10 protein-coding genes are annotated in these 14607 nt (G+C 48.2%); 7 read left to right on the forward strand and 3 right to left on the reverse strand.

Translation table 11 applies throughout. The features are described from left to right. Positions 1–27 precede the first annotated feature (27 nt). Positions 28–2454 carry an AsmA family protein gene (locus tag ACLHR0_RS09320; RefSeq protein ID WP_436486083.1) on the forward strand — a complete coding sequence of 809 codons (2427 nt, stop codon included), beginning with the start codon at positions 28–30 and terminating at the stop codon, positions 2452–2454. Positions 2455–2498: 44 nt separating this feature from the next. Here ACLHR0_RS09320 and ACLHR0_RS09325 read toward each other — a convergent pair whose 3' ends face one another. After that, positions 2499–3803 carry an O-acetylhomoserine aminocarboxypropyltransferase/cysteine synthase family protein gene (locus ACLHR0_RS09325; protein ID WP_429047921.1) on the reverse strand — a complete coding sequence of 435 codons (1305 nt, stop codon included), beginning with the start codon at positions 3801–3803 and terminating at the stop codon, positions 2499–2501. A gap of 153 nt (positions 3804–3956) precedes the next feature. On the opposite strand from ACLHR0_RS09325, the gene ACLHR0_RS09330 reads away from it, so the two are divergent. The 5 genes from ACLHR0_RS09330 to ACLHR0_RS09350 are packed head-to-tail and all read left to right on the forward strand — an operon-like array spanning position 3957 to position 10729. After that, positions 3957–5330 carry a 3' terminal RNA ribose 2'-O-methyltransferase Hen1 gene (locus ACLHR0_RS09330; RefSeq protein WP_436486085.1) on the forward strand — a complete coding sequence of 458 codons (1374 nt, stop codon included), beginning with the start codon at positions 3957–3959 and terminating at the stop codon, positions 5328–5330. Next, positions 5327–6088, forward strand: a complete 762-nt coding sequence (locus ACLHR0_RS09335; RefSeq protein ID WP_429064666.1) for a nucleotidyltransferase domain-containing protein — start codon at positions 5327–5329, stop codon at positions 6086–6088. The genes ACLHR0_RS09330 and ACLHR0_RS09335 overlap by 4 nt, the downstream gene beginning before the upstream one ends. Then, a complete protein-coding gene (locus ACLHR0_RS09340; RefSeq protein WP_436486087.1) occupies positions 6078–7154 on the forward strand; it encodes a DNA polymerase beta superfamily protein in 1077 nt (358 codons plus the stop codon). Before ACLHR0_RS09335 ends, ACLHR0_RS09340 begins: the two co-directional genes overlap by 11 nt. After that, the gene (locus tag ACLHR0_RS09345; RefSeq protein ID WP_436486089.1) at positions 7138–9741 is read left to right on the forward strand and encodes a polynucleotide kinase-phosphatase; all 2604 of its coding nucleotides are present in this window, start codon (positions 7138–7140) and stop codon (positions 9739–9741) included. Before ACLHR0_RS09340 ends, ACLHR0_RS09345 begins: the two co-directional genes overlap by 17 nt. Before the next feature lie 37 nt (positions 9742–9778). Beyond that, positions 9779–10729 (forward strand): NADP-dependent oxidoreductase, encoded by a 951-nt coding sequence (locus ACLHR0_RS09350; RefSeq protein ID WP_436486091.1) that lies wholly within the window; start codon positions 9779–9781, stop codon positions 10727–10729. A 222-nt stretch (positions 10730–10951) separates the two neighbouring features. Here the strand turns inward: ACLHR0_RS09350 and manA are convergent, their stop codons facing one another. After that, on the reverse strand, positions 10952–12154 hold the full coding sequence (gene manA, locus ACLHR0_RS09355) for a mannose-6-phosphate isomerase, class I (RefSeq protein ID WP_436486093.1): 1203 nt from the start codon (positions 12152–12154) through the stop codon (positions 10952–10954). A gap of 148 nt (positions 12155–12302) precedes the next feature. Here manA and ACLHR0_RS09360 point away from each other — a divergent pair, with 148 nt between their 5' ends. Next, a complete protein-coding gene (locus tag ACLHR0_RS09360; protein ID WP_429047932.1) occupies positions 12303–12653 on the forward strand; it encodes a YraN family protein in 351 nt (116 codons plus the stop codon). A gap of 608 nt (positions 12654–13261) precedes the next feature. Here ACLHR0_RS09360 and purB read toward each other — a convergent pair. Then, entirely contained in the window at positions 13262–14599 is a 1338-nt protein-coding gene (gene purB, locus ACLHR0_RS09365; protein ID WP_429047934.1) for an adenylosuccinate lyase, read from the reverse strand. Between the last annotated feature and the right edge of the window lie 8 nt (positions 14600–14607).

The following is a 14607-nucleotide window of genomic DNA, read 5'->3' on the forward strand; positions in this document are numbered from 1 at the left end:
CTGTTATAGCAAATAAACCTTTACCACATGAAGAAATGGCTCAGGATCATCCTTATTACCGGCGGTATATTTATAGCACTCCTGGTGCTGTTAATCCTGGGTATGACCTGGTACATACATGCGAATAAAGACAATTTCCTCAAACAGATCACCGCCCAGCTAAATGATCACCTGAGCGGAAATATCCGCATCGCGGATATGGAACCTTCCCTCTGGAAGAGCTTTCCCAGTGTGTCTATCGCCCTGAAAAAAGTAGTGCTGGAAGACAGCCTCTTTCAGCAGCATCATCACCCATTGCTGGATGTTGACTACATTTTCGTACGGGTAAACACGTTATCACTGTTACGCAAACACATAAATGTAAATGAAATCACCCTGCAGGATGGTACCATCTTCCTGTATACAGATACCACCGGCTATTCCAACACGTATGTACTTCAACGGAAGTCGGCACCAAAGAAAAACAACGGCTCAAAAGATGCCAGCATTAAAAAGCTGATGTTAACGAACATCAGTTTTATAATAGATAACCGGCAGAAGTTTAAACTATTCCACCTGGATGTACGCCAGCTGGACGGTAAGGTGAGCGCCACCGACAGTAGTATCCAGTTTACAATGATATCGGATATCCTGTCTAAAAGTTTTGCTTTTAACACCGTTAAAGGAAGTTATCTGAAAGATAAAAAAATGCAGTTGAACCTCTCCGTGATCTTCAACAAACGCACAAAGATCCTGCACATACCACAACAGGAAATCCGTATAGATGACCACCCGGTGCTCATTGCCGGGCAGTTTGGGTTTGGAGAAAAACCACCACCGTTCCAGTTGAAAATTAATGCCAACCAGGTATTACTGCATGATGCCGCCACCTGGCTGCCGCCTGCCATCAGCTCCAAATTAAACAGCATTACCCTCACAAAGCCGCTGGATGCAGAAGCTAACCTCAACGGTTATATGAAATACAGGGACACCCCCAAAGTGCTCATTACCTGGAAAACCACCAACAATGTAATGGTAACTACAATGGGCGAATGGACCAACTGTAATTTCACGGGGAGATTTAATAACGAAGTATTACCGGGACAAGGCCACACTGATGAAAATTCTGCCGTTAATATTTTCCAGTTGAGCGCCACGCTGGCAGGTGTACCGCTAAAAGCAGACACCATCCGGGTGGTAAACCTGAAACAACCATTACTGCACGGACATTTCCGGTCGGATTTTCCGTTGACCAACCTGAACAGCGAGACAGGGGAAAGCCCGATATTGTTCAAAGACGGCAACGCCAATGCAGATCTATACTACACCGGGCCCGTGCTGAACAGTGATAACACGCCTTCGTCCCTGCAAGGGGTAGTACAGGTAAAACAAGGGGCATTTACCTATCTGCCGCGTAACTTATCTTTTCATGATGCCAACGCCACCCTGCGCTTTACAGGGCAGGATCTGATGCTGGAAAATGTGCATATACAAACACAGAAAAGTAACCTGCAGATGGACGGCATGGTGAAGAACTTGCTGAACCTCTATTTTACTACGCCGGATAAAATTGAACTCACCTGGAATATCCGCAGCCAGCTGGTAGACCTAAATGAGTTCAAGAGCTTCCTGGCGCCACGGCAAAAAGTTAAACCAACCCGCACCCAGCAGAAAGCAAAAATGACCCGGGTAAACCGGCAACTGGATGTAGTACTGGCTTCCAGTAATGTAAATATGCTGGTGCAGCTGGATAAGGTTACCTATCAGCGCTTTAATGCACAAAATGTAAAAGCATCTGTACAGCTAACGAATACGGATATACTGTTAAAACAAATTGCCCTGCAACATGCAGGCGGAAATATGCAGATGGCCGGGGTGCTCCACCAGCAAGGGAATAACAACAACTTCAACATAAACGCCACGGTGAACAATGTGCACATCAGCCAGCTGTTTTACGCATTTGATAACTTCGGCTTGTCGGCCCTGAAATCAGATAACCTGAGAGGGAATGTATCGGCAAAGGTGAACCTGAAAGGTAATGTGCTGGATAATGGAAGTCTTGCTAAAAATTCGCTCTACGGTACTATTAACTTTAACCTGAAGAACGGTGCCCTCATCAATTTCGGCCCGCTTGCAGACATTGGTAACTTCGCCTTCCGCAAACGCCGCCTCGATAGTATCACCATCGATAACCTGTCAAGTACCTTCCAGGTGGAGGGAAATAAAATACTGATTCCACCGATGCGCATCGCTTCCAGCGCCATCAATATTGATGTGAACGGGGTATACGGAATAACCGGAGGTACGAATATCAACCTGGATATTCCATTGAGGAACCCCGCAAAAGATTCGGCCATTACCGATAAAGCAGAGAAGCGCAAACGCAGCAGGAAAGGAATTGTGGTGCACCTGCATGCCGTTTCGGAAAAGGATGGCAAAGTAAAGATCAAGCTGGGCAAAGGAAACGATGACTAGAAAGTGGCTTCTGTGAATCATCACAAAAGCCACCATCACTATTTCTAAGCCACCGTTTGGAAGGCCTGTTCAAGATCTCCTTTAATATCACTGATATGTTCAATGCCCAGCGAAATGCGCAGCACGCCCGGCGCTACACCCGCTTTCTTTTGTTCTTCCTCGCTTAGCTGCTGATGAGTGGTAGTAGCCGGATGGATGATCAGCGTTTTGGAATCGCCTACATTAGCGAGGTGGTAAATTAACTTTAACGCCTGTACGAATTTATCAGCTACTTCTTTTCCTCCTTTGATCTTAAAGCTCAATACACCGCCAAAGCCGTTTTGCAGGTACTTCTTCCCCAGTGCATGGTATTTGTTGTCGGGCAAACCAGGATAGTTTACAGATTCCACCTGAGGATGCGCTTGCAGCCACTGTGCCAGTGCCAGTGCATTATCTACCGTTCGCTGTACCCGGAGGGAGAGGGTTTCCAGCCCCTGCAGGAACAGGAAAGAGTTTTGTGGCGCCAGTGCCGGTCCCCAGCTGCGCAAGCCGGCCACACGTGCCCTGATAATGTAGGCAATGTTGCCAAACGGGCTGTGGGAGCCGAATACTTCCCAGAATTTCATGCCATGATACGCCTCATCAGGCTCGCTGAACTGCACAAACTTACCATTGCCCCAGTTATAGTTGCCACCATCGACAATAATACCGCCAATACTGGTGCCATGCCCGCCAATCCATTTGGTGGCTGCTTCTACCACTACATTGGCGCCGTGTTCCAGCGGACGGGCCAGATAACCCGCTGCGCCAAATGTATTATCCACTACCAACGGAATATCGTGCTTGCGCGCTATGGCGCTGATCTTTTCAAAATCAGGAATGGCAAACCCCGGGTTACCGATGGTTTCCACGTAAAGCGCTTTTGTATTGGCATCAATCAACGCTTCAAAACTCTCCGGGTTGTCAAGATCCGCAAAACGCGCCTCTACGCCAATACGCTTGAAACTTACTTTAAACTGGTTAAAAGTGCCGCCATACAAATAGGAAGAAGTTACAAAATTATCTCCCGGTAACAGGATATTATGCAGGGCAATAAACTGGGCTGCCTGCCCCGAAGCCACTGCCAGCGCGCCCACGCCGCCCTCCAGTGCCGCCACTCTCTTCTCAAATACATCCGTGGTGGGGTTCATAATACGGGTGTAAATGTTACCAAACTGCTTCAACTGAAACAGATCCGCCGCATGTTCTGCACTCTCAAAAGTATAAGACGTGGTTTGGTAAATAGGCACTGCGGCAGCATGGGTAGAGGATTCAGGCTGATAACCCGCGTGCACCTGTAAAGTGTCAAAATGTAATGGCTTACTGGACATAACCGGAAAGTTTAAAGGTTTGAGTATAAGTCTACAAATATAGTAGACTAATTGCAATAACAAAATATTTTAACATGATTCTCACACAAAAAATAATATCTTCGGCAGCATAATTACAAAATGCATGTTTACGTGAAGAAACGCAGTTGACCGATGTTATTAACTATTACCACCAAACGTTACCCCGCCACAGACCTGGGCTACCTGTTGCATAAACATCCTGCTAAAGTACAAACCGTTGAACTGACCACAGGGAGTGCACACATCTTTTACCCGGAAGCAACCGACCATGCCTGCACCGCCGCTTTACTGCTGGACATTGATCCTGTAAGACTGGTACGTGGAAACGGTAACGGCCACGACTTTGCACTGGAACAATATGTAAACGACCGCCCGTACGTGGCCTCGTCGTTTGTGAGCGCCGCCATCTCTCAAGCCTTTGCCACCGCCATGAACGGGCGTTGTAAAGATAAGCCACACCTGGTAGATGAAGCCATTCCGTTTGAAATTGGCCTGTCCGTGTTACCGGTGAAAGGCGGCGAACCTTTACTCCGACAATTCTTTGAGCCACTGGGCTATGAAGTAACGGTACAATCGCACCTGCTGGATGAACAATATCCCGAATGGGGGCAGAGTCGCTATTTCAATGTAACACTCCGCCACACATTGCCGCTGAAAACAATCCTCAGACACCTGTATATCCTGGTGCCGGTTTGTGACAACGACAAACATTATTTCGTGGGCGGCCATGAAATTGAAAAGCTGATGGAGAAAGGAGAGGGCTGGCTGGACACACATCCTGCCAAAGAACTCATTACCCGTCGCTACCTCCGGAATATCGCACCACTCGCAAAACAGGCGCTGGAGCTGATCATGAAGGATGAAGTATTACCGGTAGAAGAAAAACCGGCAAAAGATAAAGTGAAACTGCACGATCTCCGCCTGCTAACGGTAAGGGATATACTCCTGGAACTAAACGTGTCCACCGTGGCAGACATGGGCTGCGGAGAAGGCAAGCTGCTCCGCCTCCTGGTGGAAAAAACACAGTTCAAAAAGATCCTGGGAATGGATGTAAGCTACCGGTCACTGGAAATTGCACAGGATAAACTGAAACTGGACCGCCTGCCTGAAATGCAGCGTAACCGTATACAACTCATCCAGGGATCACTAACGTACAGGGATAAACGACTGGAAGGTTTTGATGCCGGCGTATTGGTGGAAGTGATAGAACACCTGGACGAATCCCGCCTGTCAGCCCTGGAAAAAGTAGTTTTTGAATATGCACGGCCTGCCCATGTGATCATGACCACTGTAAATGCAGAATATAACATGATGTATGAAAAGCTTGCTGCTGGCTCATTCCGGCACGGCGATCACCGTTTTGAATGGACGCGCGCAGAATTTGAAACATGGGCCAACCGCGTAGCCGCACAATTTGGCTATATTGTATCCTTCAGACCACTTGGAGAAACAGATGAAACACTGGGAGGACCCAGCCAGCTGGCATTATTTAAACGATCATTATGAGAGACATTATATTAGAGAAGATAGAGGAACTGGAACAACAACACCAGGTAAAAGTATTATATGCCTGCGAATCCGGTAGCCGCGCATGGGGCTTTGAATCGCCCGACAGCGACTACGATGTGCGCTATATTTACACCCGGCACAGGGATAGCTACCTGAGTATCACGGAACCACGGGATGTGATTGAATTACCGGTAGATGAAGTACTGGACGTAAGCGGCTGGGATATCCGCAAAGGATTACAGCTGTTCCTGAAATCCAATGCTCCGCTGTACGAATGGTTACAGTCGCCCATCATCTACAAGGAAGAAACGGACTTTAAGCAAACCCTCACAAGCCTGATGGGGAAGTATTTCTCGCCACGCTCAGGTTGTCATCATTACCTGTCTATGGCCTTTAATGTTTTCTCCAACGAATTACAGGGAGAAGCCATTAAACTGAAGAAGTACTTTTATGTATTGCGCCCTATGCTGGCCTGCCAGTGGATCCTTGCCGGTAAAGGAGTGCCGCCGATGGAATTGGCGCCGCTGCGTACCTTAATCAAAGATGATAGCATCCAGGCCATTATCGACAAACTGCTGGAATTAAAAGCCACCGCAGATGAGCAAGCCACGGTAGCGCCTGATGAAACATTGCATCAGTGGATGGCATATACTTTGGAAGATTGCAAAATGCAGGCTGCTGAACTGCCGGCTATAAAAAACGATACCGCGGAACTGGATACGCTTTTCCGGAAATATATTTCGTATGACTTTTGAAGCACTGCAACAACAACGGGAATATATCCTGCTGGAATGCATCAGCGGCAGCAGGGCATATAACCTCCAGGTACCTACATCAGATACAGATATCAAAGGCGTGTTCATATTACCGCAACACGAACTGTATGGGATGACCTACACACCGCAGGTGGCCAATCAAAGCAACGACGAAGTGTATTTTGAAATAAAACGCTTCCTGGAACTACTGGATAAAAACAATCCCAATATCCTGGAACTGCTGAGTACCGCCAACGGCAACCAGTTGTTCCGGCATCCGCTGATGAACCTCATTCAGCCCCGCGACTTCCTGTCAAAGCTTTGCCTGGAAACCTTTGCAGGCTATGCCAAAACACAGATAAAGAAAGCCCGCGGACTGAACAAAAAGATCAATCAGTCGCACGGAACAGAACGGAAAAACATCACCGAGTTTTGTTACGTGATTGCCGGCAGCCGGAGCATTCCCTTACGGGAATGGCTGCACGAAAATGATCTTCTGCAAAGTGACTGCGGGCTCGCACGGATAGATCACTTCCGCGATGTTTATGCGTTGTACCATACCAGCCAGTTTGAACCCGGCGTTACCTTTAAAGGTATTTTCTCCGGTGCAGATGCGAACGACGTACAACTCAGCAGCATCCCGAAAGGACCGGATCCGTTGGCGATTATGCAGTTTAACAAAGATGGCTATACGGTATATTGCAAAGACTTTGCAGCCTACTGGGAATGGGTGGAACTCCGCAATGAAGCCCGCTATGAGCATAATAAAGAACTGGGGGCAGACTACGACAGCAAACACATGATGCATACCTTCCGCCTGCTCACCATGGCAGAAGAAATTGCATTATACAAAGAAGTACGCGTTTACCGCAACGACCGCGATTTCCTGCTTCGTATCCGCAACGGTGAATACACGTATGAGGAATTGCTGGATATGGCTGCCCAAAAATTAAATGACATGGAACAGCTGTATGCTGCCTCCGATCTTCCGGATCACCCGGACCCGGAACTGGCAGCAAAGCTGTTAATCAGCATAAGAGACGAATTTTATGTCCCGAAGAAATAGACAATTATCACATATCTCCCTGCCGGAACTTTCACTGGTATTATTGATCGGCCCTTCAGGCGCCGGCAAGTCTACCTTTGCCCGCCGCTTTTTCAAGCCCACCGAAATTATTTCGTCGGATGTTTGCCGCGGTTTGATCAGCGATGATGAAAATAACCAGGCTGTTACTACCGATGCTTTTGAAGTAGTCAGGTTTATAGCCGCGAAGCGATTGAAACTGGGGCTGCTTACCGTGATCGACGCCACCAATGTTCAGCCGGAAACCCGCAAAGAATGGGTGCGGCTGGCCCGTGAGTATCATGTATTGCCGGTAGCAATAGTGCTTAATATGGCAGAGAAAGTATGCCAGGAGCGCAACCAGCTGCGGAGCGACCGTAACTTCGGTGCGCATGTGATTCCGCAGCAGATCAGTCAGCTCCGGCGCGGTATCCGTTACCTCCGGGAAGAAGGTTTCCGGCATATATTTGAACTGCACTCACCGGAAGAAGTGGAACAGCTGGAAACAGTTATCCGTAACCCGCTCTACAATAATAAGAAAGATGAACACGGACCTTTTGATATCATAGGAGATGTACACGGCTGCTACGATGAACTTTGCACTTTGCTGGATACATTGGGTTACGAAGTAGATAAAGAAAACTGCAGCCTGATCAGCGCACCGCTCACTACTAACGCAGAGGGATACACGCGTTTCCGTAAACCTGTGTTTGTAGGCGACCTGGTAGATCGCGGCCCGAAATCCCCGCAGGTATTGCGGTTGGTCATGAACATGGTAAACAATGGCCTCGCGCTTTGTGTACCGGGAAACCACGACGCCAAACTGCTCCGCTACCTGAATGGAAAAAATGTGCAGCTGCGGCATGGCCTCGAAGCAACGGCGGCCCAACTGGCTGGCGAATCGCCGGAGTTCATCGCGGCAATAAAGCTGTTTTTAGATGGCCTTGTAAGTCATTATGTACTGGACGACGGCAAACTGGTAGTAGCACACGCCGGATTGAAAGAAAGCATGCAGGGGCGCGGTTCCGGCGCAGTAAGGGAGTTTTGTTTGTATGGGGAAACCACCGGTGAAACAGATGAATTCGGCCTGCCGGTAAGATATAACTGGGCGCTGGAATACAAAGGGAAGGCAATGGTGGTATATGGCCACACACCGGTTCCTGAAGCGAGATTTTTAAACAATACCATCGACATAGACACAGGTTGCGTATTTGGCACTACCCTTACCGCATTGCGCTATCCCGAAAAAATATTGGTATCGGTACCGGCAAAAGAACAGTATGCAGCGCCGGCCCGGCCTATAGGCTATAACACAGAAAGCGCGCTGACACTGGAGCAACAATATGATAACGTACTGGACATAGAAGATTTTATCGGGAAGAAAATACTGCAAACAAACTATAGCCATAGCATTACCATCCGGGAAGAGAACAACATTGCCGCATTGGAAGCAATGAGCCGCTTTGCCATCAACCCGCGTTGGCTTATATACCTGCCACCGACTATGTCGCCCGCTGAAACCAGCCGCGAAGAAGGAATGCTGGAGCACCCCGCAGAGGGCCTGCAGTATTATAGAGAAGCAGGAATAGCAAAAGTTATTTGTGAAGAGAAACATATGGGTTCCCGCGCTGTGGTAATAGTTTGCCGCGACGAGGCCACCGCCGTAAAACGTTTCGGTATTGCAGGCGAAGGTAACGGAGTAGTATATACGAGAACAGGTCGCAGCTTCTTCAGCGATAAACAAACAGAACAGGACTTCATTGCCCGCATCAACACAGCGCTGATCAACACCGGTTTTTACGAAACCTTTAACACCGACTGGGTATGCCTGGATACAGAATTGATGCCCTGGAGCGCAAAGGCGCAGGCATTGCTGCAAAACCAGTATGCCGCCGTAGGTACTGCTGCAGGCCAGGCGTTGCCCGTTGTGGTAGATGCGTTGCAGCAAGCCATTTCACAGGGCGTGCCGGCACAGGCGTTGCTGGAAAAATATTCCCGCCGCCTCAAGCAAACCAGCAGCTACGTAAAAGCATACCGCCAATATTGCTGGCCGGTGGCGTCATTGGACGATTATAAGCTGGCGCCGTTCCATATCATGGCCACGGAAGGAAAAACGTATTTCGATAAAGACCATGAATGGCATCTGTCTGCCATAAAAAATATCTGCGCCGGCGATGAACAATTACTGCTGGCTACTCCCTTCCTGGAAGTGGAAATCGGGAATGAAGCCAGTGAAAAAGCAGCAGTCACCTGGTGGGAAAACCTTACCGCCGCCGGTGGCGAAGGCATGGTGATCAAGCCATCTGTTTTTGTTGCCCGCGATGCCAAAGGACTCATTCAACCCGCCGTAAAGATCCGCGGAAAAGAATACCTGCGCATTATCTATGGTCCTGAATACGATGCGCCGGAAAACCTCCACCGTTTGCGCAGCCGCAAGCTATCTGGCAAACGTTCACTGGCGCTGCGCGAATTCGCACTGGGCCTCGAAGGGCTCGACCGGTTTGTAAATAATGCACCTTTACAGTCGGTACATCAATGCGTATTTGGTATTTTAGCGCTGGAGAGCGAACCGGTCGATCCGAGACTGTAACCATGAAAACATCTTTCTACATTAAAAAAACATAATTATGAAAGCCGTAGCCGTATCAAAATTCAAAGACATTCCTGAAGTGATGGACCTGCCGAAACCCGTAGTACGACCAGGCACTGTGCTGATAAAAGTGGCCGCAGCGGGAATGAATCCGTTCGACTGGAAAATGATCGATGGCATTATGGACGACGGGAAAACCAAACACCAGTTTCCGCTCATCATGGGCGTAGACGGAGCCGGTACCATTGAAGAAGTGGGAGAGGGCGTTACCCGGTTTAAAGCAGGAGATAAGGTATACGGACAGTTTATTCATTCGCCCATCGGTGAAGGCTCCTATGCTGAATACGCCATTGTGCCGGAGAAATCCGGGCTTACCAAAGCGCCATCCAGCCTGTCGGCCGTGGAAGCGGCAGCGGTGCCTACCTCCGGTATGACCGCCCAGCAATTACTGGATAAACTGGATCTCCAGGAAGGAAATACGCTGCTGATCAACGGCGCCACCGGCGGTGTTGGCTCATTTGCAGTACAACTGGCCGCCGCCCAGGGCTTACAGGTAATTGCCACCGTATCGGACGATGCGGGCGCTGAAAGAATGAAGAAACTGGGCGCCACCATCACCATCAACTATAAAGAAGCGCCGTTAACGCACCAGGTAAAGGAAAAGTTCCCACAGGGACTCGACGGCCTGATCGACCTGGTAAGCAACGCCGCCGCATTTGAGGCAAACCTGGATCTGCTGAAACCAGGCAGCGCAGCCCTCACCACCATGTTCGTAGCAAAGGAAGATGCGCTGAAAGACCGGAACATCCGCGGAGGCAACTTCGAAACACAAGGCAGCGCCGCCTCACTTGATACCCTGACATTAGCCATCGACCGGGGTGCACTCAGCATCCCCGTAGAAAATAAAATCAAACTGGAAGACGTTCCGGCCGCCATAGCCCTGAGCCGTCAGGCGAAAGGCAAAGGGAAAACCGTGATCGTTATTTGACGACGGGGAGGTTGTCTTGAGCACTGATTACGCTGATTATACTGATTAGTTGGATTTTTACTTTTGGATTTTTTTTGATCTCTTAGATTTTCTTAAATAATAATTAAGGGAGATATGAGCGGCTATATTCGCTTATATCTCCCTTAATCCTTTAAAATCCAAAGTGATCAATCCCTAAATCAGTATAATCAGCGTAATCAGTGCTCAAGACAACCTCCGCGATCAGATACCCGCTGTTGCCTTGAACAGCTCCGCTCCGCTGTCAGTGCTGATCTCGTAGGTGGCGCCGTAGGCGGTAAAAGCGCATTGCCCTTTTTGCAGCGCCAGTGTATCCTCACCTTTAATGGTGGCGTTGCCTTTCATTACAATCAGTATTTCCGCGGCTTTGGCGGTGTGTTTATACACTTGTCCGGCAGTGAGATCGATTTTACTTACCTCAAAATCCGGCGCCGGGGAAGGATATATTCTCTCCAGGCCATCAGCGCTTACATCGCCTTTAATGATATTGGGATGCACGCCCTCAAAACGGGTATGCTTCAGGAGTTCCGGTACGTCCACATGTTTCGGGGTAAGACCGCCGCGCAGTACATTGTCTGAATTGGCCATCAGCTCTACGTTCTGGCCTTCCAGGTAAGCGTGCGGGATGCCGGCGTCCTGGAATACCGCATCACCCGGTTGCACCTGCATGATATTAAAGAAGTAAATAGAGAAGATACCACGATCCAGTTTTTCCCTGCTGTTAGGATCGTTTAAAACCGCACGGGCGGCCCAGAAGCCAGGATCGGTTTTCGACAGCTTATTGGCTTTGTAAGGAAGGATCAGGCGGTCTGTCAGCGGGCGGAGAAGGATGTTCACCAGCGACTGCGGCATTTCCATTACATTTTTATACAGGCCATAATAACCTTCTTTTTCGTATATGCTTACCAGTGAAGTGAATTCCGGAACGGTTTTCAGCACTTCCAGCAATTGTTCATGCGGTAAGAAGCCATGAAGGAGATAGAACTCACTCAGGGCCACCATAATTTCAGGTTTATGGTTATCGTCTTTGTAGTTACGGTTAGGGGCGCTCAATGGAATGCCTTCAGCATTTTCTCTTGCAAAACCTTTCTCCGCTTCACTTTTGGTAGGATGTACCTGGATAGATAACATGTCTTTTACATCCAGGATCTTAAAAAGAAAAGGCAGCTCCTTAAATCGTTCCCATACTGCCGGACCGGTAATGTTGGCCGGATCCTGGCCGATCAGTTCATTCAGCGGCAGTTGTCCGCTGGCGGTAGTAACAGTGGATGGTGCGCTGGGATGCGCGCCCATCCAGTATTCTGCACTGGGCTGATTTGAAGGGGCTATTCCCAACAGCTCAGGAATATAGTTGTGTCCGCCCCATGCGTAGTGCTGTACTTTTCCTTCCAGTCTGAATAAGTTCATATATAGTAATCTGTTTTTACTTGTTAAATACCAGGGAATCGATAATTTTATATGCCTGCAAAAATAGGTGTTAAGTGTAAATAATTCCCCCGCACCGGGAAGTAAATTATTCAGGCAGTTGTTTGTGATAACCCAAACCCAATAACAAATGGTCAATCATCTGTCCCTGGGGCAACAGGGCGAGTCAATTGCACAGGCTTATGTTCGCCGGTATTGTGATATCCTGCATGTAAACTGGAAATCCGGCAGGAGGGAAATCGATATCATCGCCCGGAAAAGTGAACAGATTTATTTCATAGAAGTAAAAACACGCAGCACAGATCGTTTCGGCTGGCCCGAAGAAGCAGTGAACGCCCGCAAGGAAGAACATATCCGCAGTGTGGCAACTGATTACCTGCTGCATTATAACCTCAACCCGCCGGCCATCCGGTTTGATATTATTGCGATCACATTTTCCGGAGAAACGTACGAGCTGGAACACCTGAAGGACGTGTTTTAGGCAAACGCCTTTTGCGCGAAGGTTGTCTTGAGCACTGATTACGCTGATTATACTGATTTAGAGGATTGATCACTTTGGATTTTAAATGATTTGGGGAGATATAAGGGGATATTTTCGCTTATATCTCCCCAAATGATTTTGAAATCAAAAAATCAAAAAAAGCAAAATCCAGTTAATCAGTATAATCAGCGTAATCAGTGCTCAAGACAAAATCCGCGTTAACCGCTTATTAACAAAAAAACGCCTGTGATAATTTTCTCATACTATGTTATTGCCTATCTTTGTAACAGCTTTTAGAACCTACCCCGAGTTGTTATACCCCCCCGGTATCCCGGTAGATGACAAGCAAACATTTTCTCTGAAAAGATCTGGTGCACTGGTCAGCGCGACCTATGCAGGCAGTTTATGTACATAACAGGAGAGATGGATAACGGCGATACCCGTAACAACAGAAAGGATAGGAGCGTAAAAATTAATACACATTTGACAGCGTTTGATTAACCGCGGCTATTACGCTACTAACGCATTGATCACCGTAAGTTGCTTTCGGGAGTCAGAAAGTAAAAAAAAGCTCCGTCTTATAAGACGGAGCTTTTATGTTTTTATGCTTACCACAAACCGGTGTAGTTGTGTGGTGTGATGGCTTTCAGTTCTTTTTTGAGGGCAGCGCTGATCTTCAGTCCGTCCACAAATTTATGCATACTTTTCTGCGTGATCTGTTCTCCGCCGCGGGTCAGCTCTTTCAGGGCTTCATATGGCTGCGGATAATTTTCACGGCGCAATACGGTTTGAATAGCTTCTGCTACCACGGCCCAGTTATTTTCCAGGTCATCTTTCAGTTTAGCTTCATTCAGGATCAGTTTACCTAATCCTTTCTGGATAGATTTGGTAGCCAGTAAGGTGTGACCAAACGGAACACCGAGGTTACGCAATACAGTAGAATCGGTGAGGTCGCGCTGCAGGCGGGAAACAGGCAGCTTGGCGCTCAGGTGCTCAAACAGGGCGTTAGCCAGTCCGAGGTTACCTTCTGCGTTTTCAAAATCAATCGGGTTTACTTTATGCGGCATCGCGGAAGAACCTACTTCATCTTTCTTAATCTTCTGTTTAAAGTAATCCATGGAGATATAAGTCCATATATCCCGGCAGAAGTCCAGCAAAATAGTGTTGATCCGTTTCAGTGCATCAAATTGAGCGGAGATGTTGTCATAATGCTCAATTTGCGTGGTATACTTCATACGTTGCAGGCCCAGTGTGGTGTTCACAAACTTCTCCCCGAACTTTTCCCAGTTGATCTTCGGGAAAGCCACATGATGCGCGTTGAAGTTGCCGGTGGCGCCGCCAAACTTTGCAGCGAAAGGAATATGTCCCAGCAGGTTTACCTGTCCTTCGAGGCGTTCCACGAACACCAGGATCTCTTTACCCAAAATGGTGGGCGAGGCTGGCTGACCGTGGGTACGTGCCAGCATTGGCACTTTCATCCAGGATAAGCCAAGTTTTTTCAGCTCCAGGATCATATTGGCCAGCGCGGGCATGTACACGTGCTCTATGGCATCTTTCCACAGCAGCGGGGTAGCGGTATTGTTTACATCCTGTGAAGTAAGACCGAAATGCACCCACTCCAGTTTGTCTTCCAAACCCAGGTTCTTCAATTCATTCTTTAGAAAATATTCAACTGCCTTTACGTCGTGGTTGGTAATTTTCTCTGTGTCTTTGATCAGTTGTGCGTTCTCGATGGTGAACTCCTGGTAAATTTTACGCAGGGCGGGGAACTTGGCTTTCGGCAGCGTAAACAGCTTCTGCTCGGAGAGCGCAATAAAATATTCCACCTCTACCATCACACGGTAACGGATCAACGCAAATTCAGAAAAATAATTGGCCAGCTCGTCCAGTTGTTTGCGATAGCGCCCGTCCAGCGGAGAAATGGCAGTTAAAGGTTGTAGTTGCATAATGTATG

The organism is Chitinophaga sp. ARDCPP14, assembly GCF_051362515.1.
Classification (GTDB): Bacteria; Bacteroidota; Bacteroidia; order Chitinophagales; family Chitinophagaceae; genus Chitinophaga.

What these genes read in the sequence shown, in the direction of transcription:
- ACLHR0_RS09320 (WP_436486083.1), top strand. Translation starts at nt 28, where the DNA reads ATGAAGAAATGGCTCAGGATCATCCTTATTACCGGCGGTATATTTATA.
- ACLHR0_RS09325 (WP_429047921.1), bottom strand. Translation starts at nt 3,803, where the DNA reads ATGTCCAGTAAGCCATTACATTTTGACACTTTACAGGTGCACGCGGGT.
- ACLHR0_RS09330 (WP_436486085.1), top strand. Translation starts at nt 3,957, where the DNA reads ATGTTATTAACTATTACCACCAAACGTTACCCCGCCACAGACCTGGGC.
- ACLHR0_RS09335 (WP_429064666.1), top strand. Translation starts at nt 5,327, where the DNA reads ATGAGAGACATTATATTAGAGAAGATAGAGGAACTGGAACAACAACAC.
- ACLHR0_RS09340 (WP_436486087.1), top strand. Translation starts at nt 6,078, where the DNA reads ATGACTTTTGAAGCACTGCAACAACAACGGGAATATATCCTGCTGGAA.
- ACLHR0_RS09345 (WP_436486089.1), top strand. Translation starts at nt 7,138, where the DNA reads ATGTCCCGAAGAAATAGACAATTATCACATATCTCCCTGCCGGAACTT.
- ACLHR0_RS09350 (WP_436486091.1), top strand. Translation starts at nt 9,779, where the DNA reads ATGAAAGCCGTAGCCGTATCAAAATTCAAAGACATTCCTGAAGTGATG.
- manA (WP_436486093.1), bottom strand. Translation starts at nt 12,154, where the DNA reads ATGAACTTATTCAGACTGGAAGGAAAAGTACAGCACTACGCATGGGGC.
- ACLHR0_RS09360 (WP_429047932.1), top strand. Translation starts at nt 12,303, where the DNA reads ATGGTCAATCATCTGTCCCTGGGGCAACAGGGCGAGTCAATTGCACAG.
- purB (WP_429047934.1), bottom strand. Translation starts at nt 14,599, where the DNA reads ATGCAACTACAACCTTTAACTGCCATTTCTCCGCTGGACGGGCGCTAT.